The sequence below is a fragment of the Metabacillus sp. 84 genome (assembly GCF_050107715.1).
In the GTDB taxonomy this organism is placed as follows: Bacteria; Bacillota; Bacilli; order Bacillales; family Bacillaceae; genus Metabacillus_B.
The window spans coordinates 1-21,347 of the sequence record NZ_JBNILN010000017.1 but is presented as its reverse complement, the minus strand read 5'-3'; the positions used below and the strand labels follow the sequence as shown (position 1 = coordinate 21,347).

17 protein-coding genes are annotated in these 21,347 nt (G+C 44.5%); 12 read left to right on the top strand and 5 right to left on the bottom strand.

The genetic code is table 11. From position 1 onward, the window contains the following. Positions 1 to 57: 57 nt before the first annotated feature. On the bottom strand, positions 58 to 2,601 hold the full coding sequence (locus ACQCV8_RS18700) for a TIM-barrel domain-containing protein (protein ID WP_426846977.1): 2,544 nt from the start codon (positions 2,599 to 2,601) through the stop codon (positions 58 to 60). 455 nt (positions 2,602 to 3,056) lie between these two features. Here ACQCV8_RS18700 and ACQCV8_RS18695 point away from each other — a divergent pair, with 455 nt between their 5' ends. Further along, on the top strand, positions 3,057 to 3,887 hold the full coding sequence (locus tag ACQCV8_RS18695; RefSeq protein WP_426846976.1) for an aldo/keto reductase: 831 nt from the start codon (positions 3,057 to 3,059) through the stop codon (positions 3,885 to 3,887). Positions 3,888 to 3,933: 46 nt separating this feature from the next. On the opposite strand, the gene ACQCV8_RS18690 is transcribed toward ACQCV8_RS18695, so the two are convergent. Continuing rightward, on the bottom strand, positions 3,934 to 4,824 hold the full coding sequence (locus ACQCV8_RS18690) for an RluA family pseudouridine synthase (protein WP_426846975.1): 891 nt from the start codon (positions 4,822 to 4,824) through the stop codon (positions 3,934 to 3,936). 149 nt (positions 4,825 to 4,973) lie between these two features. Here ACQCV8_RS18690 and ACQCV8_RS18685 point away from each other — a divergent pair, with 149 nt between their 5' ends. Next, a complete protein-coding gene (locus tag ACQCV8_RS18685; RefSeq protein WP_426846974.1) occupies positions 4,974 to 5,363 on the top strand; it encodes a DUF5365 family protein in 390 nt (129 codons plus the stop codon). Between the two features lie 199 nt (positions 5,364 to 5,562). Here ACQCV8_RS18685 and ACQCV8_RS18680 read toward each other — a convergent pair whose 3' ends face one another. Further along, positions 5,563 to 6,033: a thioredoxin family protein gene (locus tag ACQCV8_RS18680; RefSeq protein WP_426846973.1), complete on the bottom strand. Its 471-nt coding sequence runs from the start codon at positions 6,031 to 6,033 to the stop codon at positions 5,563 to 5,565. Between the two features lies 1 nt (position 6,034). Then, positions 6,035 to 6,466 carry a disulfide oxidoreductase gene (locus ACQCV8_RS18675; protein WP_426846972.1) on the bottom strand — a complete coding sequence of 144 codons (432 nt, stop codon included), beginning with the start codon at positions 6,464 to 6,466 and terminating at the stop codon, positions 6,035 to 6,037. Between the two features lie 160 nt (positions 6,467 to 6,626). Here ACQCV8_RS18675 and ACQCV8_RS18670 point away from each other — a divergent pair, with 160 nt between their 5' ends. Both ACQCV8_RS18670 and ACQCV8_RS18665 read left to right on the top strand, forming a co-directional pair. Further along, positions 6,627 to 7,628: a LacI family DNA-binding transcriptional regulator gene (locus ACQCV8_RS18670; protein ID WP_426846971.1), complete on the top strand. Its 1,002-nt coding sequence runs from the start codon at positions 6,627 to 6,629 to the stop codon at positions 7,626 to 7,628. A gap of 12 nt (positions 7,629 to 7,640) precedes the next feature. Next, the gene (locus ACQCV8_RS18665; protein WP_426846970.1) at positions 7,641 to 9,320 is read left to right on the top strand and encodes a glycoside hydrolase family 13 protein; all 1,680 of its coding nucleotides are present in this window, start codon (positions 7,641 to 7,643) and stop codon (positions 9,318 to 9,320) included. A gap of 40 nt (positions 9,321 to 9,360) precedes the next feature. Here ACQCV8_RS18665 and ACQCV8_RS18660 read toward each other — a convergent pair whose 3' ends face one another. Further along, a complete protein-coding gene (locus ACQCV8_RS18660) occupies positions 9,361 to 9,954 on the bottom strand; it encodes a TetR/AcrR family transcriptional regulator (protein ID WP_426846969.1) in 594 nt (197 codons plus the stop codon). 140 nt (positions 9,955 to 10,094) lie between these two features. On the opposite strand from ACQCV8_RS18660, the gene ACQCV8_RS18655 reads away from it, so the two are divergent. From ACQCV8_RS18655 to ACQCV8_RS18620, 8 genes are all read left to right on the top strand, one after another. Beyond that, complete coding sequence (locus tag ACQCV8_RS18655; protein WP_426846968.1) at positions 10,095 to 10,523, top strand: CBS domain-containing protein; 429 nt, start codon at positions 10,095 to 10,097, stop codon at positions 10,521 to 10,523. Between the two features lie 89 nt (positions 10,524 to 10,612). After that, positions 10,613 to 11,305: an HAD family hydrolase gene (locus ACQCV8_RS18650; protein ID WP_426846967.1), complete on the top strand. Its 693-nt coding sequence runs from the start codon at positions 10,613 to 10,615 to the stop codon at positions 11,303 to 11,305. A 25-nt stretch (positions 11,306 to 11,330) separates the two neighbouring features. After that, entirely contained in the window at positions 11,331 to 12,875 is a 1,545-nt protein-coding gene (locus ACQCV8_RS18645) for a GNAT family N-acetyltransferase (RefSeq protein WP_426846966.1), read from the top strand. A 361-nt stretch (positions 12,876 to 13,236) separates the two neighbouring features. Continuing rightward, complete coding sequence (locus ACQCV8_RS18640; RefSeq protein ID WP_426846965.1) at positions 13,237 to 13,803, top strand: glycerol-3-phosphate responsive antiterminator; 567 nt, start codon at positions 13,237 to 13,239, stop codon at positions 13,801 to 13,803. Between the two features lie 314 nt (positions 13,804 to 14,117). Beyond that, a complete protein-coding gene (locus ACQCV8_RS18635) occupies positions 14,118 to 14,933 on the top strand; it encodes an MIP/aquaporin family protein (RefSeq protein ID WP_426846964.1) in 816 nt (271 codons plus the stop codon). A gap of 24 nt (positions 14,934 to 14,957) precedes the next feature. Next, positions 14,958 to 16,454: a glycerol kinase GlpK gene (gene glpK, locus ACQCV8_RS18630; protein ID WP_426846963.1), complete on the top strand. Its 1,497-nt coding sequence runs from the start codon at positions 14,958 to 14,960 to the stop codon at positions 16,452 to 16,454. Between the two features lie 155 nt (positions 16,455 to 16,609). Continuing rightward, complete coding sequence (locus ACQCV8_RS18625; protein WP_426846962.1) at positions 16,610 to 18,268, top strand: glycerol-3-phosphate dehydrogenase/oxidase; 1,659 nt, start codon at positions 16,610 to 16,612, stop codon at positions 18,266 to 18,268. 325 nt (positions 18,269 to 18,593) lie between these two features. Beyond that, on the top strand, positions 18,594 to 20,342 hold the full coding sequence (locus tag ACQCV8_RS18620) for a phospho-sugar mutase (RefSeq protein WP_426846961.1): 1,749 nt from the start codon (positions 18,594 to 18,596) through the stop codon (positions 20,340 to 20,342). The last annotated feature ends 1,005 nt before the right edge of the window (positions 20,343 to 21,347 follow it).

Genomic DNA, 21,347 nt, shown 5'->3' with positions numbered 1-21,347 from the left:
CGCCTCCGTATATAAAAAGAGGCTGCCGGGATCATCCCGGCAGCCCCTTTAGTTTAATTAACGAATTTTAACGTCTCTTCTTTCTTTTGCAGGAATGTTCACATAAAGTGTATCTGTCTTCTCATCAAAGAAGTAAGAACGGCTTGTGTGAGTCATTTTGTCCATAGAGCTGACCCCTTTGTAGCGTTTTAGGCCGGCTGTTATTCTTCTTGGCTCTTTAGCATCATTTAGTTTAAGCGTATATTGCTCAATCTTCGTATCTTCGTAGTCCGCCTTCAATTTCTTCTGGCTGAAGACAACCTGATGCTTGCCTTTGCGCTCAACTGTAAACTTCGTTTCGTTTGACTCATCTTTCTTCTTATGATCAAGTGTGGCAGCATCATCTTCATAGAAGCTGTACTCTGCTTTGTCATCAAGATGAGTGTCAAGAACCAAGTTCTCAAGCGGTTTTTCGCCTGTATATTGCTGTACGTCGCGGGTCGGAGTGATGGTATCCTTTTTCACGAACATTGGCATATGATCAAGCTCTGCATTCACATGAATCGTACGTCCGCCTTTGTACTCTTTGCCGGAATCGAAGTCAACCCAAGTGTGGCCTTCTGGAAGGTAAACATTACGGGATGTCTGTCCTTCTTTTACAACAGGCGCAACCATCAGGTTATCACCGAACATAAATTGATCTGCGATGTTGTATGTGTTCTCATCTTCCTGGAATTGGTATACAAGCGGCTGCTGAACCGGTTTGCCTGTTTCAGTAGCATCCTGGAATGCATTGTAGATGTAAGGAAGAAGCTTGTAGCGCAATTCAATGTACTTTTTGCTGATTTCTTCAACTTCCGGTCCGAAGGCCCATGGCTCTTGACCTTGCTTCACAGTAGTTTTTCCATCACTATCATAGTGAATGCGGGAGAATGGATACAAAGCTCCGACTTGGATCCAGCGTGCATACATTTCTGCAGTCGGACGCTGAGCAAATCCGCCGATATCCGTTCCTACGTTTGCTACACCGGACATTCCAATGTTCATGTGGCTTGGAAGAGACATAGCAAGGTGTTCCCAAGTACTGACCGTGTCACCTGTCCAAAGTGCTGAGTAACGCTGCGTTCCCGCATACATATCACGTGTCAAAACAAATGGGCGCTCATTTGGCTTGTGCATATCCCAAGCATTGTATGTAGCTTCCGCTTCGTCATGGCCGTAAAGGTTGTGGTACTCAGTATGAAGAATTTTGTTATCATCGTATCCGAAGTATGCATCGAGAGGCAATGTATGGTGCATTTCTTCCGTGTCGATAAATACGGCAGGTTCGTTCATATCGTTCCATACTCCATCAATTCCTTCATCAAGAAGAGAGTCATGGTTTTTCGTCCACCAGTCGCGTACTTCTTGTTTAGAGAAGTCAGGGAAAACGGAATCTCCAGGCCAAACTGGTCCGACGAAGTTCGTTCCGTCAGCATTTTTAGCCCAATAATCGTTTTTGGTACCCTCTTGGTACGTTTTGTTGTTTTCATCTACTTTAACAGCAGGATCGTTGATTGCGATGGTATGGAAGCCTTCCATTCCTTCGACTTGCTTAAGTGCATCTTTGAATTCTTTGTTCCAAGTGAAAACACGGTATCCATCCATATAATCGATGTCAAAATGCATCGTATCGACTGGAATTCCTTTTTCACGGTATGTTTTCGCTACATTCACGATTTGCTCTGCTTCATACTCCCACTTACTTTGGTGAAGGCCCATGGACCATTCTGGTGGAAGCTCCTGTTTACCAGTAAGCTCAGTGTAGCGATCGAGAACGTCAGAAATTTCAGGACCGTTCATGAAGTAATAAGTCAAGTCTCCGCCATTTGCATAGAAGTAGTAGTAGTCATCAGATTCTGAAGCCATCTCATAGTAAGAACGATGAGTATTGTCAAACATAATTCCGTACGCTTTTTCATTTTTAAGACCAATGAAAAAAGGAATGGTTGTATAAAGGTATTTCGTATCTTTGTCATAGCCGTAAGCATCAGTATTCCACATTCCAAGACTCTCACCGCGCTGGTTCAAGTTTAGGCCGGCCTGTTCACCAAAGCCATAGAATGCTTCATCTTCGTCCGTCTTTTTGTAGACGTAAGGCTTTCCGTTTTCATAACCGGATGTGCTTCCGTTTTCCATGTAATCTTCATTGATCACGTTTCCTTTGTGATCCATGAATTTGACACCGAATGTATCTTTTTTAATATGAATGATAAGTTCTTTCGTTCTAAGCTCGTACACTTTGCCTTTGTCTTTCGCTGTGAATCTTGGAGTCTTCCAATCTTTCTTAGCGATTCCGCGGGAAGTATACTCTTCTTTTCCTTTTTCAAGAATGGATACCTTCGCAAGATCATCTGCAAACAGACGAATGAATGCGTCTTTGTCACCAAGGTCAAATTTAACCCCGTTGTCGAGCTTTTCAATCCCTTTAACTGATAGTTTTTCAAGCTTGTCTTTAGCCAGAGGAGTGTCAGCTTCCGGCTGAGTAACGGCTTGCGCACTTGGAGCAAGTGCTGTTGCTGCCATTCCCATTGCAAGGGAAGCGGAAATGACTCCTTTGATCATGCGTTGTGACTTTTTCATCTTCCACCTCGTTAAAAAGATTTTGCAAATCGTGAACATCGCTCACCTTTGCACAAGTCAAAATATAGTTGGAATCACACATTTCTGCAATCCAGTTTATGTAAGAGGTCTTGTGAAAAAACTAACAGGCTATTAGACCTGATATGACCGGTATTAAAGGACTTGCAAACGGTTTTCATCATCTATGGAACCAGTTCCGGAATTATCTGAAAATAAAGCGATATGTCTAGACAAGTTTACAGTGTTACAATACATGAATCAAAAGGCCTCTGTTGTGTAATAAAAGTAATATTTTTAGTATTGGTATAGCTATAGATGTATCCATACGTAAATTTGGAGTAAAGGCCTGTTACATATCCATTATTCTAAATATTGATGCAAGCAACATTTTTGATATTTAAAAAGTGATGGAGGATAATATAAAAGAAATTGGTAAGAGAAAGGAGCTAATCATAATGGTTAAAAGTTTACAGGAAACTACAGCTCTCCATAATGGAGTGCAAATGCCATGGTTCGGTTTGGGCGTCTGGAAAGTAGAAGATGGAAACGAAGTGGTGAGCTCCGTAAAAGCCGCTATTAAAGCAGGCTACCGCAGCATTGATACGGCGGCTGCTTATAAGAATGAAGAGGGAGTAGGACAAGCGATTAAGGAGAGCGGTGTCCCTAGAGAAGAACTTTTCATTACAACTAAACTATGGAATGCAGATCAGGGCTATGAATCTGCACTTAAAGCATTTGATGACAGCATGAAAAAGCTTGGCCTGGAATACCTTGACCTATACTTGATACACTGGCCCGTTGAAGGAAAATATAAGGACTCCTGGAAAGCGATGGAGAAGCTTTACAAAGAGGGGAAAATTAAAGCAATCGGTGTCAGCAACTTCCAGGTCCACCATCTTGAAGATTTAATGAAGGATGCCGAAGTTGTGCCGATGGTAAACCAAGTGGAGTTTCATCCAAAGCTGACTCAGGAAAAAGTCCGTGCGTTCTGCAAAGAAAACGGCATTCAGGTGGAAGCTTGGTCTCCGCTCATGCAAGGCCAGCTATTCGAAGAGCCTGTACTTAAAGAAATAGCGGAGCAGCACGGTAAATCCGTGGCGCATGTTATTCTGCGCTGGGACATTCAAAGCGGAGTAGTCACTATTCCGAAATCCGTTAAAGAGCATCGCATTCAAGGAAATGCCGATATCTTTGACTTTGAACTAACCCAGGATCAAATGGAAAAAATTGATGCGCTGAATGAAGACAAGCGCGTTGGTCCGGACCCGGATAATTTTGATTTCTAAGCAAGGAAGAATAAAAGCGCCCGATTCACTCTGAATCGGGCGCTTTTTACATTTTCCATCTTCTCATATCCTTAGGAATTGGTGCATCAAGAGTGAGCAGTTCTTTCGTAATCGGATGGGAAAAGCTGATGTGTGCTGCATGGAGGGCTTGCCTGTTAATCAGGCTGGATGGCCTGCCATATAGCTTATCTCCAATAATAGGATGGCCAATATGGCTCAAATGAACCCGGATCTGATGAGTTCTTCCGGTTTCCAGACTAACTTTAAGAATTGAATCGGATCCATTGTGCTGAATGACTTCATAATGTGTTACAGCAGGCTGCCCTCCGGGGGAGACCCTTCGCCGCGAGGCGTGATGGCGATCCTTTCCTATCGGCACGGAAACAGTCCCTTTGGCAGGCCTTGGCAGCCCATGAACAGCTGCAAGATACGTTCGGGCGATAAGGTGATCCTGAAGCTCCCGGTCCATGATTCCCTGAGCAAGGGCATGCTTTGCAAAAAGGATAGCCCCGGAAGTATCCTCATCCAGGCGGTGTACATGCCGTATGGCAGTTCCAGCTCCCTCCATCATGAAGTGGAAAGCCAGTGCATTAGCCAGTGTCCCGGTTTCCCCTTCAAAATTAGGGTGTGTCTTCATATTGGGAGGCTTATTGACTGCAACAAGATGTTCATCTTCAAATAATATCTCAATTCCCATTAACTCCGGCACAGTACCGGACTCTTCCGGTTTAAAAACTTCCAGGCTGATCGCGTCACCTATGGCAACCACAGGATTCTCCACAGTGAGAATAGCTCCGTTCACCATAAGTCCGCTGTTCCTCCGGTAATGAGCGATTACGCCTTTTGTCGCACCTGCCTGTTTCAGCAGCCATTCGTTTACATGAAGGGGAGCAGAATTCTCTGCGTAATATTCCAGCCAAGTGCCTCTTCTTTTCATTCGTATCCCTCCAGATGTCCCATCTTCCTGTAAAAGTATACCGGACAAAACCACACCCCGGCAAACGAGGAAACACTTACCTGTCCGGCTATGGACCTGCCTGTGATATTCTAATGTTACGAATATTTCAGGTGCAAAGGATGGGGTCAATGAAAATCGTAGCAGCATCAACGAATGAACAAGAGCAGCATATCGAAGAACTGATTGAAGAAATGTACAATGAAGTCTTTCCGATTTATTTTACAGACGAAACCATCAGCAAACTTGAAAAAATGTCTGTTTTGAAACCCGCTGAGGAAAGCATGAATTACAACGGGACCCTGAAAGAAGCCTTTGAAATTATCTCAAGTCTCCAAACCTTAATCGCCGTTTTAAAAGAAGCGGAAGATATGAAAATGTACGAAGGCTTATACGAAAGAAACCGGGAAATACTAAGGAGCTACGGGTACGAACTGTCTCTCAATTTCAGCGATTTTTTAGCAGGAAGCGGCCAGGGCAGCCTGCTTTACACCCGGGCCGCTAATAGATACCTAATATGAAAAATGCTCTCCTCGTATGTGGGAGGGCTTAGTGATAGGGTTTGATCAGCGGCGGAAGCGGTTCATAATTTTTCTGCAGCTCCAACTGGTTTGGATCGGCTTGTATTCTTCTCACTACCGGTCCTGTGCCCGGCATAAAAACACACTCACTCCGGCTGAACTTACATAAAAAACAGTCCGACTGGCGGACTGTTTTTACTTATTTCCCTGACCACTCTTTTAAGATTGGTTCAAGCTGTTCTTTTGTTTTTTCACCTATGGAAGAATCGGCTTTTTCCCCGTCTTTGTAATGAACGAGGGTTGGAGTCGAGCTAATCCCGAAAGTATCCCAGTAATCACGAAATTCCAATAAGTTGAATTGATCAATTTCAATGCCCATATCCTTGGCCAGCGGCATAAGCTCTGGGGTAGTGCGCAGGCAATGAATACAGTTTGATGCATAAAAGTAGACGATAAAGTCTTCGCCGCTTTTTATTTTTGCTTCCAGTTCATCTGGCAGAATATTGTTTTGATAGTTCGGGTCGTCGAGCAGTTTTTCGGTTTCGGGCTCAAGAGTGGTTTTGCCGTAAGGGTTTCCTTTGGCAGTTTCTTGTTTTTGAAAATTCGTAAAAAAGGCTAATGCTCCAAATATAACAATGAAGATAGCAGCGAAAATTAAGACTTTTTTCAATTCAGCGACCTGCCTTTCTGATTCTTAATATCATGATGCATGAAATAATAATGATGGTAAAACCGGTTAAGGCAAGAAGAGGGATGGTGATAAAACCCAGCCAGTTGATGTATTCGCCTGTACATGGTACTCTGCCGCAGGATACGGCGCTGTCGCCAAGGAAAGCGACCTTTTGCATACCATAGTGGTAGAGTGAAATGGCGGCACCGATACTAGAGAGGGATAAGCTGTAGAGAGCAATGCCATCATTTTTTTTGGCGATCGCTATTCCGAGTATAATCACTTGCGGGTACATGAAGATACGCTGATACCAGCATAATTCACAAGGCTCATACCCGACTATTTCAGAAAAATACAGACTGCCTAAAGCAGAAACAAATGCAGCAGCCCAAGCTGTGAAAAACCAGTTTTCTAATGATTTATTATTCTGCATATTGGTCTCCCTGTGTGCAATAGTAACAAGAAAATTATAGTACAGCTTAGTGAGGCTTGTAAACACAGATCCTCACTATATATTGACAACGTTTTCACAATTGAACTACAATGAGGATATAACGTAAACGTTTACGTGAAGTAAAGGAAGTGCTTGCATTTTGAGGCCGACAATTAAAGACGTGGCGAAACAATCTGGATTTTCGGTAGCAACCGTTTCAAGAATCGTTAACGGACTGCCTGGATACTCGCCCGAGACTAGAAAAAAAGTGATGTCCGTTATTGAAGAGTTAGGATACAAGCCTAATGCAGTTGCCAGAAACCTGGTGAGCAGGAAGACGAATACAATTGGGGTTTTGCTTCCTCAGCTCTCCAGCCACTTTGCGGCTGGACTGCTCCAGGGGATTGAGGATGAAGCGCATAAAAGGCGCTACAGTGTGGTAATCTGCAATACCGATTCGAATGGAAAACGGACAATGGATTACTTGGAGCTTTTAAGGGAAAAGCAAGTGGAAGGCATTTTGTTTGCCAGTGAATTCTTAAAAGAGGAGTATGCTGAAAGTCTGCTTTCTTCAGGGATCCCCTGTGCGGTGATTTCAACGGATTCCCATGTTGATGAGATCCCCTTTATTAGAGTGAACGATGAGGAAGCGTCTTATTCCGCAGTGGCTTATTTGATCAGCAAAGGCCACCGGAATATTGGGATGATCAGCGGAACGAAAGCAGATCCCATTTCGGGCTATCCGAGAATCAACGGATTAAAAAGGGCATTCAGAGAAAAGGGGATTCCATTTGAAGAGGATCTGGTTGAGTACGGGGATTTTGGATTTCAGAGCGGGTATGCTGCAATGAAGCGTCTGGCAGCGAAAAGCCCCTATATAACTGCTGTTTTTGCCGCAAGCGATGAGATGGCTTTAGGGGTTTTATCATTTTGCTATGAAAAAGGGATTAAGGTGCCGGACCATTTGTCTGTGATAGGCTATGATGATACCGAGATCGCGACAATGTCCATCCCGCCGCTTACGACGGTCCATCAGCCCATTCAGGAAATGGGAAAAGAATCTGTTTTAATGCTGATGAGGATGATTGATGGAGAAAAATCGAAAAGCCAATTTATGCCCTTTCACATTACAGAAAGAGATTCGGTCAATAAACTGAACTAGGAGCTGGGATTAATGGAGAAAACATGGTGGAAAGAATCGGTTGTTTATCAAATTTACCCGCGGAGCTTTAAAGACAGCAATGGAGATGGCATTGGAGATATTCAGGGGATTATTTCGAAGCTTGATTATTTAAAGGAGCTCGGAATTGACGTGGTCTGGCTATCCCCTGTTTATGAGTCGCCAAACGATGACAATGGCTACGATATCAGCGACTATCGAAAGATTATGGATGAGTTTGGGACAATGGCGGACTGGGATGAGATGCTTGAAGAAATGCATGCACGCGGCATCAGACTCGTGATGGACCTCGTTGTCAATCACTCATCGGATGAGCACGCATGGTTTGCCGAATCCCGTAAATCAAAGGACAGCCAATACCGTGATTACTATATATGGCGCCCCGGAAAAGACGGGAAGGAGCCGAATAACTGGGAGGCAGCCTTCAGCGGTTCTGCCTGGCAGTACGATGAGGCGACAGATGAATATTTTCTGCATCTGTTTTCTAAAAAGCAGCCCGATCTTAATTGGGAGAATCCTGAACTGCGCAATGAAGTATATGACATGATGAAGTTCTGGCTGGATAAAGGCATTGATGGGTTCCGCATGGATGTGATCAACTTTATTTCCAAAGAAGAAGGGCTTCCGGATGCGGATAATCCTGAAGGAAAGCCTTTTGCTCCCGGCGGGAAACATTTCATGAACGGTCCGCGCATCCATGAGTTTTTGCAGGAAATGAATAGAGAAGTGTTATCCCATTATGATGTCATCACGGTTGGGGAAATGCCGGGTGTCAATCCTGAAGAGGGAATCTTATATACGGACTCCGAGCGGAAAGAGCTTAATATGGTCTTTCAATTTGAGCACATGGACCTTGACACCCAGACGGGGAAAAACAAATGGCATGTTAAACCGCTTGATTTAAAGGAACTGAAGCATTCATTATCGCGCTGGCAAAAGGGGATGGAGGGTAAGGGCTGGAACAGTCTTTACTGGAACAACCATGATCAGCCGAGAGTTGTTTCAAGATTTGGGGACGACGGGAAATATAGAGTGAAGTCGGCTAAAATGCTTGCTACGTGCCTTCACATGATGCAGGGAACCCCTTACATTTACCAGGGTGAAGAACTTGGAATGACCAATGTAAGGTTTGATTCCATCCAGCAGTATAAGGACATTGAGACATTGAATATGTACAAAGAGCGGGTAATTCAGAACAAAGAGGATTCCGCTGAAGTGATGAATTCCATTTACAGTAAAGGCCGCGACAATGCCCGGACTCCCGTACAGTGGAATGATTCCCAAAATGCAGGGTTTACAGAAGGAACACCATGGATAGAAGTGAATCCGAACTATAAAGAGATCAATGCCGAACAAGCGATGGAAGAGGAACACTCTATTTTCCATTACTATAAGAACTTAATTCGCTTGAGGAAAAATCATGAGGTCATTGTATACGGCAGCTACGAGCTGATCTTGGAGGAGGACCCGGAAATTTTCGCTTTTATTCGAGAATATCATGGTGAAAAACTCCTTGCGATTACAAATTTCTCGGGAAATAATCCTGTATTCAGGCTGCCGGAAGGGCTGCAAATGAACAATCCTGAAATCCTTCTCTCAAATGAAGAGGATTTAGAGGGCTCACATGAGGAATTTACTATGAAGCCATGGGAAGCAAGAGTATATATCGTATAGACAGCTAATTGCAACGGCGGCCTTCCTGCAGGTCGCCGTTTTATTTTTTTCCGCTTATGCCATAAAAGAACAGCTGGTTTAAATCAATGGCCAGGGTGTTTCTGCTCTGCGGATCTTTAAACAATTCGGGTTGTTTAAAAGCTTCATTTGAAAAGGCATTGATGTAAAACAGGATGCTGTCGAATGATAAATCTTCACGAATGACTCCTTCTGACTTCCCCTGATCAACAAACGCTTTGAAAAACGGGAGCGCTTCTTTCTCAGCAAAACGATTGTATAAATCCCTTATTTCTTTATTTTCACTCATAAGAAGGAATAAAAAATCTTCGTTCATCTCTCTTGAAAAATGGATCTTCAGCTTTATGAACTGCTCAATTTTTTCCTCGAAAGGCTTTTTGCTGTAAAACAATTCGCTGAATTCGGCCATTTGCGTTTCAAGCATAGAACGGATTACTTCCACCAGCAGCTTTTCTTTGCTGCCGAAATAATTATAAATCGTTACCTGGGACACATTCGCCTTTTTCGCAATCTGCTTTATGTTGACTTTTTGTACTCCTTGCTTCAAAAAAAGGTCTTTAGCTGCGTCAAGAATGTTTTCCATTTTTGACAACCTGCGCTTTTCAAATCCGTTCATTCCTTCACCTCAACTTTATAGTATGAAAAATTCTGTACTATTTCAATTCTTTGGTTTCAAAACTGCCGTATTTGAGATTTTTTACTATACACAAAAAGCCGTTCCTAAGCTCATACTAGAAGCGAAAGGGGAGGGTCATCATGAATTCAATTAACAGCATTATGTCCAAGAACGTAGCGAGTGTATCATCAAGCCAGTCTATTCAAGAGGCAGCTCAGCTGATGAGCCAGTATAATGTCGGCTCTATTCCAGTAGTAGACAACGGGCAGATGAAGGGAATCATCACAGACCGTGATATTACCCTAAGAACGACAGCAGAAGGCAGGGAATCCAGCACTAAGGTGTCAGATGTCATGACCTCTCAGGTGGTTTCCGGACGTCCTGATATGAGCTATGAAGAAGCATCCCAGCTCATGGCGCAGAATCAAATCCGGCGCTTGCCAATTGTAGAGAACAATCAAGTAGTCGGAATGGTTGCATTGGGTGACCTTTCTGTTAATCAGCTTTCCAATGAAGCAGCCGGAAGCGCCCTTTCTAACATTTCCGACCAGCACAACGAGCAGCGATAAAGCAAGTTGCAGAAAAGGGGCAGCCGGAAGCTGTCCCTTTTCTTTTTCCCTTAAAAGCATTCATAATAGGGGGAAAGGAGCTGATATTTTTGTTTAAAGCCATTGTATTTGATTTTGACGGATTGATTCTCGATACAGAAACTCTTCATTATGAGGTGCTGAAGGAAATGTTTGAAGAGCAGGGCTCCCATCTTCCACTCGAGCTTTGGCTGGAAGGAGTCGGCACTCAATCGGGTTTTCAACCTTTTACATACTTGGAAGAGCAATTGGGGGAAAAGGTGGATCACAGATCTTTGCAGACAGACAGGGAAAAAAGGTTCAGCGAAAGAATCAGCAGAGAATTAGCCAGGCCCGGTGTGGAGGATTATCTGGCTGCTGCGAAGGAGCTTGGCTTCAAAATTGGGCTTGCTTCAAGCTCTGATTACGAATGGGTAAGTACGCATCTAAGAAATATCGGTCTGTTTGATCATTTTGAATGCATAAAAACAAGTGATGACGTGGAAGAAGTCAAGCCAAATCCATCTCTATACATAAAGGCAGCCGAATGTCTTGGGGTTAAGCCGGAGGAATGTATTGCATTTGAAGATTCCGCCCACGGTTCCCTGGCTGCCAGGCGGGCGGGAATGGCATGTGTGATTGTTCCAAACAAAATAACAGGCGGCCTGGAATTCGGAGAGACAGACCATCGGCTTGAATCAATGGCAGAACTGGAATTTAAGCTTTTACTCGAAAAACTCGAGGAAGGAAAAAAGTTTAAAAAAGGCCACTCAGCGGGTAAATGATTTTAATGGTAAAGGAGCTGTCATGATGAGCGAAAAATTGGACTTATCCAAGTTTGAGAAAAAAATGATCATCCGCAACATTGAGCATAAAGACATTGAAGCGATTCTTGATATGCAGAAGACGTGCTTTCCGGGGATGGAGCCTTGGAAACGCGGGCATCTTGAAAGTCACCTGGAGCATTTTCCCGAAGGTCAATTTTGTGCAGAATTTGAGGGCCAGATTATCGGCTCCTGCTCAAGTCTGCTTGTTAACTTTGATGAATACGATGACCGGCATACATGGGATGATATAACGGACAATGGATACATTACAAATCATAATCCGGATGGGTACAATCTGTACGGAATAGAAGTAATGGTGCATCCGGATTTCAGAAGAATGAGCATTGGCTACAGGCTTTATGAGGCGAGGAAAGAGTTTGCCCGGCTTCAAAATTTAAAGAGCATCATTATTGGAGGGCGAATCCCTAATTTTCATAAGCATGCCGGGGAATTAACTCCAAGAGAATATGTAGAGGAAGTCATTCACCATCGCATCTATGATCCGGTGCTCTCTTTTCAGCTGATGAACGGATTTACACTTATGAGAATCAATCCGAGCTACCTTCCGGATGACCGGCAGTCCAACCAATATGCGACGTTAATGGAATGGAATAACGTCGATTACCAGCCGAATACAAAGCGGTATTACAAAACATCCTTCCCGGTAAGGATCTGCGTGGTTCAATACATGATGAAGCAAATTGAATCCTTTGAAGAATTCGCAAAGCAGTCCGAATATTATGTAGATGTAGCATCCGATGCGGATGCGGACTTTGCTGTGTTCCCCGAGCTTTTCACAACTCAGCTTATGTCTTTCGGCAGTGAAAAGACACCGAGTCAGGCGATCCGCAGGTTAACGGAATTTACCGAGGATTATATTTCTCTTTTCACGGACCTTGCTGTAAAGTACAACATCAACATAATCGGCGGTTCCCATGTAGTGGAAGAGGATGACGGAGATATTTATAACATTGCCTATTTGTTCAGAAGAGACGGGACGATTGAAAAGCAGTACAAAATCCACATCACTCCAAATGAACGCAAGTGGTGGGGAATCAGCGCAGGTGATCAGGTAAAGGTTTTTGACACGGACTGCGGCCGGATCGCGATTCAAATATGCTATGATATTGAGTTTCCTGAGCTTGCAAGAATTGCGACAGATATGGGCGCGAAAATTATCTTTACCCCGTTTTGCACAGAGGACCGCCAAGGCTATTTAAGGGTGCGCTACTGCGCGCAGGCGCGTGCCGTTGAAAACCAGGTTTATACGGTCATATCAGGTACGGTTGGGAACCTTCCGCAAACGGAAAACATGGACATCCAATATGCTCAATCCGCGATTTTTGCGCCATCTGATTTTGAGTATGCACGTGACGGCATTGTCGGGGAGTGCAATCCGAATATTGAAATGGTTGTAATCGGCGATGTTGACCTTGAAATATTGAGAAGGCAGCGTCAGTCTGGAACAGTACGGCAGCTGAAGGACCGGAGACGGGATTTGTATTCCCTTCAATATAAGAATCGGTAATAGTGGAAAACAGTCCGTTTGAATAGCGGGCTGTTTTTCTTTTGGCTATGATAAAGCATGGTGCTGGTTTAACCCTTGCAGGCTGGAGCGGAAGGTGTGAGAGGCAGGGGCACGAGGGGCTTACCGTAAGCGAATGCCACCCAGCTGCCATTACTATTTAACAGTGCCTTCTTTTAAAAGGAGAGTGCTGGAGACCTATACAGATTGGAAAATGAGGGTTTCATACACGATATAAAGGGCATGGACGCAAGCCTTTTCATTCCCAGGTGTGAGGACACACCCAAGGATCCATCAGCAAAATTTCCAGGTATGATAAACTATAATCAGTTAAGATAAGAAAATCTGGCAGGAGTGTACCGATATGGGGTTTGAAGGACAGGAAATTTTACCTGCATTGCGCAATATGAAACAGTTTGATCAATTTTTATCCAGCGATTACCATTACGGGGTGCTATTGGATACCCATTTAGGCCAGTTAAAGGGAATTATTAAAGCATCGGATCAGGCCGGCAAGAAGCTGCTCGTTCATGTCGATTTAATTCAGGGACTCAAGCATGACGTTTATGCAGCAGAATTTATTTCTCAGGAGATTAAACCCGCAGGTCTCATCTCTACCCGTTCCACTGTAATCGGTAAGGCAAAAGAGCGCAAAATGATTGCGATACAGAGGCTGTTTATGCTGGATACGAGTGCGCTGTCAAAAAGCCTGGAACTGATTAAAAAAAACAGGCCGGACTATATTGAGGTTCTTCCCGGAGTGGTTCCTAATCTAATCAAAGAAATCCGCAAGGAAACGGATATTCCAATTCTGGCAGGGGGCTTTGTAAAAACAAATGAAGAAGTACAGGCTGCGTTACTTGCAGGAGCTTCAGCAGTGACCAGCTCTGAAACGGCTCTTTGGCTGGGGATGCAAAACAGGACCTCATAGCATGAACCGCGTTGCGGTATTGGGAATTGCTTGTATCAGCTAATTTACGTGCAGTTCCACTTCAGCCGGCAGGTGTTTGAAAATCACAATTCATGAGTCTGAAAAAACGACAAAATTTACGAACAAGACTTGACACCGCTTTCAAAAAGTTTTACCATTGGGGACAAGTTAATGTATGTGATGGAGACGAGGAGATCCACAACTGTTCTTTACTTTATGTAAGGGGATAGTTGTGGATTTTTTTGGACTATAGCTGGACGAAGCTGATATGAAAACGCTCTCTATTATACGTGAATCTATTGAGGAGGGATGGCATGACAGCTTTTTGGGGTGAAGTGATTGGAACAATGATTCTCATTGTATTCGGGGCAGGCGTTTGTGCAGGAGTAAACCTGAAGGGCACATTTGCTGAAAATTCCGGATGGATTGTTATTACGATGGGCTGGGGGATGGGTGTTGCAATGGGGGCTTACGCTGTAGGAGAAATCAGCGGCGCCCATCTGAATCCTGCTCTTACGGTTGGCCTGGCGATAGCGGGTGACTTTTCGTGGGGCCTCGTCCCAATGTATATCCTGGCCCAGATGATTGGAGCTTTTATTGGAGCAGCGCTTATTTATTTACATTATCTGCCGCACTGGGAAAAAACGAAGGATCCCGGAACAAAGCTTGGGGTATTTTCTACTGGCCCGGCGATACCCAATCTGTTTGCCAACTTGCTGAGTGAGGTACTGGGGACTTTTATATTGGTTCTTGGCATTATGGCGATTGGAGCCAACCAGTTTACAGAAGGACTAAATCCGCTGATCGTAGGTTTTCTCATTCTTGCGATTGGTTTATCGTTGGGCGGCACGACCGGCTACGCCATCAACCCGGCACGCGATCTTGGTCCGAGAATTGCTCACGCGGTTTTGCCCATTTTCGGCAAAGGGCCTTCTAATTGGAGCTATGCCTGGATTCCGGTAGCAGGTCCGATAGCAGGCGGCGCACTTGGTGCTGTGTTTTACAATTTTGCATTTAAGGGAATTATCAATTCAGCGTTCTGGGTTGTAACCGCTTTAGTCATTTTGCTATTGGGCGGAGCCTATGCGTATTCGAAGCGGACAGATAGTTCAGTCAGACAGCCAGTTTAATTCAGTTTAAGGGAGGAAACAAAGATGGAGAAAGAAAAATTCATTTTATCATTGGATCAGGGGACAACGAGCTCAAGAGCCATTTTATTTAACAAAAACGCAGAGATTGTCCATACAGCACAAAAAGAGTTCACTCAGCATTTTCCTAAGCCGGGCTGGGTTGAACACAGCGCAAATGAAATTTGGGGAACTGTTCTTGCCGTTATTGCCTCTGCTCTTTCAGAGTCCAATATTACAGCTGATCAAATAGCGGGGATTGGAATTACGAACCAGCGTGAAACGACAGTTGTATGGGATAAAAACACCGGCCAGCCGGTATATAACGCCATCGTATGGCAGTCCCGCCAGACAGTTCCGATTTGTGAGGAGCTGAAGGCGAAGGATCTTAACGAAACGTTCCGGGAAAAAACAGGGCTTCTCATTGATGCGTATTTTTCAGGGACAAAAGTGAAATGGATTCTGGACAATGTGGAAGGCGCGCGTGAAAAAGCTGAAAAAGGCGATCTTCTCTTTGGAACCATTGATACCTGGCTCATCTGGAAGCTTTCTGGCGGAAAGGCACATGTAACGGACTATTCCAATGCTTCAAGGACGCTAATGTACAATATATATGAACTGCAATGGGACGAAGAGCTTCTTGAAATTCTCGGAGTGCCGGCATCCATGCTGCCTGAGGTCCGCCCTTCCTCTGAAGTGTACGGTGAAACCATCGATTATCATTTCTTCGGAAATAAGATTCCGATTGCCGGAGCGGCGGGAGACCAGCAGGCGGCATTATTTGGTCAAGCGTGTTTTGAAAAGGGCATGGCGAAAAATACGTATGGAACCGGCTGCTTTATGCTCATGAACACCGGACAGGAAGCAATCAAATCAGAACATGGCCTGCTTACAACTCTTGCATGGGGGGTAAATGGAAAAGTAGAGTACGCCCTCGAAGGAAGCATCTTTGTAGCGGGGTCTGCTATCCAATGGCTGCGGGACGGATTGCGCATGTTCAAAGATGCTAAAGACAGTGAAGCCTATGCAACCCGGATTACATCTACTGAAGGTGTTTATATCGTCCCAGCCTTTGTCGGCCTCGGCACTCCATATTGGGACAGTGATGTAAGAGGGGCGGTCTTCGGTTTAACGCGCGGAACGGAAAAGGAGCATTTTGTCCGTGCTACCCTTGAATCGCTCGCTTATCAATCCAGAGACGTGCTGGAGGCCATGGAGGCAGACTCTGGAATTTCACTGAAAACGCTTCGGGTTGACGGGGGTGCCGTGAAAAATAATTTTCTTATGGAATTTCAAAGCAATTTGCTGGGAGTTCCGGTTGAGCGCCCGGTAATCAATGAAACGACCGCTTTAGGTTCCGCTTATCTTGCAGGGCTTGCCGTCGGCTTCTGGAAGGATCAATCCGAGATAACCGACAGATGGGCGATTGACCGTACATTTGAACCGGATATGGAGGATAAAGAAAGGGAAGAATTATACGAGGGCTGGAAAAAAGCGGTGAACGCTGCCAGGGCTTTCAAATAATTCGAACCTGTGCTATACTTAAGATAAGTTAATCACAGTTCGGTTGGAGATTAGGAGAGACCGCAGCGCTATAACAATGGAAGCATTGTTCTAGTTCGTTGCGGTCTCTTTTTTTGCGCGATTATCTTCTGCCAAAATACAGGGAGGCAAATCATATGAGTTTTTCTAGTCTAAATAGAGAGAACCAGCTTGAAAATATGTCTAACGAACAGTACGACCTGTTTGTAATCGGCGGAGGAATTACAGGGGCAGGCATCGCGCTTGATGCAGCCTCAAGAGGCATGAAAATCGGATTGGCAGAAATGCAGGATTTTGCAGCCGGTACATCAAGCAGATCTACGAAGCTTGTCCATGGAGGATTAAGATACTTAAAGCAATTCGAAGTGAAAATGGTAGCTGAGGTAGGAAAAGAACGGGCTATTGTTTATGAAAACGGACCTCATGTTACCACACCGGAGTGGATGCTGCTGCCGATGCATAAGGGCGGTACGTTCGGTAAATTTTCAACTGGAATTGGTCTTCGAGTCTACGATTTCCTTGCGGGTGTAAAGAAAAGCGAATGGCGCACGATGCTTACAGCGGATGAAGTGCTTGAAAGAGAGCCGCTTGTAAAGAAAAAAGATCTTCTTGGCGGAGGGCGCTATGTCGAGTACAAAACAGACGATGCCCGTCTGACCATTGAGGTTATGAAGGAAGCCGTTCGCTTTGGAGCGGAGCCTGTGAACTATGCGAAGGTGGATGGACTGCTGTATGAAAAAGGAAAGGCCGTCGGCGTAAAAATACTGGACATGCTGACCGGTAATTCCTACAATGTGTATGCAAAAAAGATCGTCAACGCCACTGGCCCATGGGTAGATGAGCTGCGTGAAAAAGATCACTCAAAAGAGGGCAAGCACCTGCAGCTTACAAAAGGGATCCATTTAGTATTTGATCAATCCCGCTTCCCGCTAAAACAGGCTGTTTACTTTGATACTCCCGACGGACGTATGGTTTTTGCCATTCCAAGGGAAGGAAAAACCTATGTAGGGACGACGGATACCGTATACAAAAGTGATATTGCAGCTCCAAGGATGACCGAAGCGGATCGACAATATGTCGTGGACTCAATCAACTACATGTTTCCAAGCCTTGAAATTGAGGCCCGCGATGTGGAATCCAGCTGGGCTGGCCTGCGTCCGCTCATCCATGAGGAAGGAAAGGATCCTTCCGAGATTTCCAGAAAAGATGAAGTCTGGACATCCAATTCAGGCCTGATCACGATTGCTGGAGGAAAATTGACAGGGTACCGAAAAATGGCCGAGCATATCGTGAACCTTGTTGCCAGCCGTCTTAAAGAAGAAACGGATCAGGACTTTGGCCATTGCAAAACGAAGAATATGCCGGTTTCCGGCGGGCACGTAGGAGGAGCATCAAGCTTCCTGCAGTTCAAGAAAGTGAAAACCGAAGAAGGAATGGCCCGCGGGCTGACCGAACAGGAAGCGGAGCGTCTTGCCCAGCGGTATGGATCAAACGTCGATCAAGTGCTTGAAATTCTGAATACAGTAAAGGATGAAGCAGCACGCCTAAGCATTCCTGCATATGTCCTTGCAGCAGCGGAATATTCTATTACCGATGAGCTGGCTGCCACACCGGCCGATTTCTTCGTTCGCCGTACAGGGGCTGTTTATTTTAATATTCAATGGGTACGGAAGTACAAGGAGCCTATTATTGATTATATGGGACGCCGTTTAGGCTGGACGGATGATCAAAAGAAAAGATATACAGAGCAGCTGGACGAACAGATTGATTTTGCGGCAGTGCCGCTGGCGGAATAAATGGAATGGAATCGCTCCGGAGAGACGGGGCGATTTTTTTTGGAAATCGGGTAAGGGTTAAGGAGAAATCAAAATCTTTCAATACGCGGAATCCAAACATAGTGGTAAAAACAGGCAGTCACAACCGATTCGACACCGTTAGATTTTGTTCGACATGCTTTTTGGAGAGTTTACTCGAACCCTTATAAACCCAGCCTCAAACCGGTGTTTTATGGTAAAATAGAAAAGCGCATTCTGTTCTTTTTCCTGAAGTTTTGCAGGAGAGAACAGGGGGCATGGAGAAACCGTATAAGAAGATAAAACTTCGCACTTCAGGAGGTAAATGATGAACTGGAATCAAAGCTATGAACGCTGGAAAAACCAAACAAATCTTGACCCTGAGTTACTGGATCTGCTTGTCAGTTTCAAGGATGATGAACAACAGCTGGAGGATCTCTTCTACAAGGATTTGGAATTTGGTACAGGCGGTATGCGCGGAGAAATTGGCCCGGGTACAAACCGTATGAACATCTACACAGTTCGAAAAGCTTCCGAAGGCTTAGCAAAATACATAGAATCGTTTGGCGCCGAAGCGAAGAAAAGAGGTGTGGCAATTGCTTATGATTCCCGCCACAAATCTCCGGAATTTGCTATGGAAGCTGCCAAAACGCTTGCAACGCATGGTATTCAGACCTATGTGTTTGATGAACTTCGTCCTACACCTGAACTAAGCTTCGCTGTCCGTGAGCTTCATGCATTTTCAGGGATTGTTTTAACAGCAAGCCATAACCCGCCTGAATATAACGGATACAAAGTGTACGGTGAGGATGGAGGCCAGCTTCCTCCGGAAGCGGCAGACAAGGTAATCGGCAAAGTAAACGAAGTTGAAGACGAGCTTTCCATTGAGGTAAAGGATGAAGCAAGCCTGAAGGAAGCGGGTTTAATTAAAATCATTGGTGAAGAAATCGATGAAAAATATACTCAAAAGCTGACGTCCATTTCTGTTAATCCTGAGCTATCCAAAGAGGTTGATGTAAAGGTTGTTTTCACGCCGCTTCATGGAACCGCAAATAAGCCGGTGCGGCGCGGATTGGAAGCACTTGGCTATGAAAATGTAACCATCGTTAAGGAGCAGGAGCTTCCGGACCCTGACTTTTCTACCGTTAAATCTCCTAACCCTGAAGAGCATGCTGCGTTTGAACTGGCTATCCGTGATGGAGAAGCAGCAGGAGCGGATATCCTGATTGCAACCGACCCGGATGCGGACCGTCTCGGAATCGCTGTGAAGAATGAAGCAGACGAATACGTTGTTCTTACAGGAAACCAGACCGGCGCCATCCTTCTTCATTACTTGCTGTCAGAGAAAAAAGCAAAAGGCACTCTTCCAGATAACGGTATTGTTCTGAAAACGATTGTAACATCGGAAATCGGCCGCGAAATCGCAACTTCCTTTGATCTGGAAACCGTCGACACACTAACTGGTTTTAAATTTATCGGGGAAAAGATCCGCGAATATGAAGAGTCGGGTGAATATTCCTTCCAGTTTGGCTATGAAGAAAGCTACGGGTATCTGATTGGCGATTTTGCACGCGACAAAGATGCCATACAGGCCGCATTGCTTGCTGTGGAAGTTTGTGCTTTCTATAAAAAGAAAGGCATGACACTCTATCAGGGACTGCTTGAGATTTTTGCCCAGTACGGCTACTTTAAGGAAGGGCTGAAATCCCTAACCCTTAAAGGGAAGGAAGGGGCGGAACAAATTCAGGATATTCTTGCTTCCTTCCGTTCAAACCCTCCTGCTGAAATGGCCGGCAAACAGGTAACGATTGTAGAAGATTACAAAACAAGCGAAAGACAGTTGAACGTTACCGGTGAAAAAGAAGAAATCAATCTTCCGAAATCTAATGTTTTGAAGTACTTCCTGGAGGATGGTACTTGGTTCTGCCTGCGTCCGTCGGGTACCGAGCCAAAAATCAAATTCTATTTTGCTGTCAAAGGCACATCCCTTGATGACGCGGAGCAGCGCCTTGCGCACATCGAAAAGTCAGTGATGGAAACGGTAGAAGAAATTATCACAGACAAAGCAGGAAAATAATAGACATCCAAAAACGCCCGGATCTATATCCAGGCGTTTTTTCGTAATCTTTTTAACCTGACTGCCGTGCACCGGATTCTATTTCTGCACTTAGAACGGCGCGAACATGCTCGAATTATGCCGAAAAGTCTTTATATGAAAAGTACGGACAATAAAATCAGAATACGGACAATAAAACCCGAATACGGACAATAAAATCAGAGTACGGACAATAAAATCAGAATACGGACAAAAAACTGCAAGTACGGAGCTTATATAAATATGCGGGACAAAACTGGGTGGGATTTCTGCACTTAGAACGGCGCGAACATGCTCGAATTATGCCGAAAATTCTTTATATGAAAAGTACGGACAATAAGATCAGAGTACGGACAATAAAATCAGAATACGGACAAAAAAACTGCAAGTACGGAGCTAATATAAATATGCGGGACAAAACTAGGTGGGATTTCTGCACTTAGAACGGCACGAACATGCTCGAATTATGCCGAAAAGTCTTTATATGAAAAGTACGGACAATAAAATCAGAGTACGGACAATAAAATCAGAGTACGGACAAAAAAACTGCAAGTACGGAGCTAATATGAATATGCGGGACAAAACTAGGTGGGATTTCTGCACTTAGAACGGCACGAACATGCTCGAATTATGCTGAAAAGTCTTTATATAAAAAGTACGGACAATAAAATCAGAGTACGGACAATAAAATCAGAATACGGACAAAAAAACTGCAAGTACTGAGCTAATATGAATATGCGGGACAAAACTGGGTGGGATTTCTGCACTTAGAACGGCGCGAACATGCTCGAATTATGCCGAAAAGTCTTTATATGAAAAGTACGGACAATAAAATCAGAGTACGGACAATAAAATCAGAATACGGACAAAAAAACTGCAAGTACGGAGCTAATATGAATATGCGGGACAAAACTAGGTGGGATTTCTGCACTTAGAACGGCACGAACATGCTCGAATTATGCTGAAAAGTCTTTATATAAAAAGTAC

What these genes read in the sequence shown, in the direction of transcription:
- ACQCV8_RS18625 (WP_426846962.1), top strand. Translation starts at nt 16,610, where the DNA reads ATGAGTTTTTCTAGTCTAAATAGAGAGAACCAGCTTGAAAATATGTCT.
- ACQCV8_RS18655 (WP_426846968.1), top strand. Translation starts at nt 10,095, where the DNA reads ATGAATTCAATTAACAGCATTATGTCCAAGAACGTAGCGAGTGTATCA.
- ACQCV8_RS18640 (WP_426846965.1), top strand. Translation starts at nt 13,237, where the DNA reads ATGGGGTTTGAAGGACAGGAAATTTTACCTGCATTGCGCAATATGAAA.
- ACQCV8_RS18700 (WP_426846977.1), bottom strand. Translation starts at nt 2,601, where the DNA reads ATGAAAAAGTCACAACGCATGATCAAAGGAGTCATTTCCGCTTCCCTT.
- ACQCV8_RS18645 (WP_426846966.1), top strand. Translation starts at nt 11,331, where the DNA reads ATGAGCGAAAAATTGGACTTATCCAAGTTTGAGAAAAAAATGATCATC.
- ACQCV8_RS18690 (WP_426846975.1), bottom strand. Translation starts at nt 4,824, where the DNA reads ATGAAAAGAAGAGGCACTTGGCTGGAATATTACGCAGAGAATTCTGCT.
- ACQCV8_RS18675 (WP_426846972.1), bottom strand. Translation starts at nt 6,466, where the DNA reads ATGCAGAATAATAAATCATTAGAAAACTGGTTTTTCACAGCTTGGGCT.
- ACQCV8_RS18660 (WP_426846969.1), bottom strand. Translation starts at nt 9,954, where the DNA reads ATGAACGGATTTGAAAAGCGCAGGTTGTCAAAAATGGAAAACATTCTT.
- ACQCV8_RS18635 (WP_426846964.1), top strand. Translation starts at nt 14,118, where the DNA reads ATGACAGCTTTTTGGGGTGAAGTGATTGGAACAATGATTCTCATTGTA.
- ACQCV8_RS18685 (WP_426846974.1), top strand. Translation starts at nt 4,974, where the DNA reads ATGAAAATCGTAGCAGCATCAACGAATGAACAAGAGCAGCATATCGAA.
- ACQCV8_RS18665 (WP_426846970.1), top strand. Translation starts at nt 7,641, where the DNA reads ATGGAGAAAACATGGTGGAAAGAATCGGTTGTTTATCAAATTTACCCG.
- ACQCV8_RS18695 (WP_426846976.1), top strand. Translation starts at nt 3,057, where the DNA reads ATGGTTAAAAGTTTACAGGAAACTACAGCTCTCCATAATGGAGTGCAA.
- glpK (WP_426846963.1), top strand. Translation starts at nt 14,958, where the DNA reads ATGGAGAAAGAAAAATTCATTTTATCATTGGATCAGGGGACAACGAGC.
- ACQCV8_RS18620 (WP_426846961.1), top strand. Translation starts at nt 18,594, where the DNA reads ATGAACTGGAATCAAAGCTATGAACGCTGGAAAAACCAAACAAATCTT.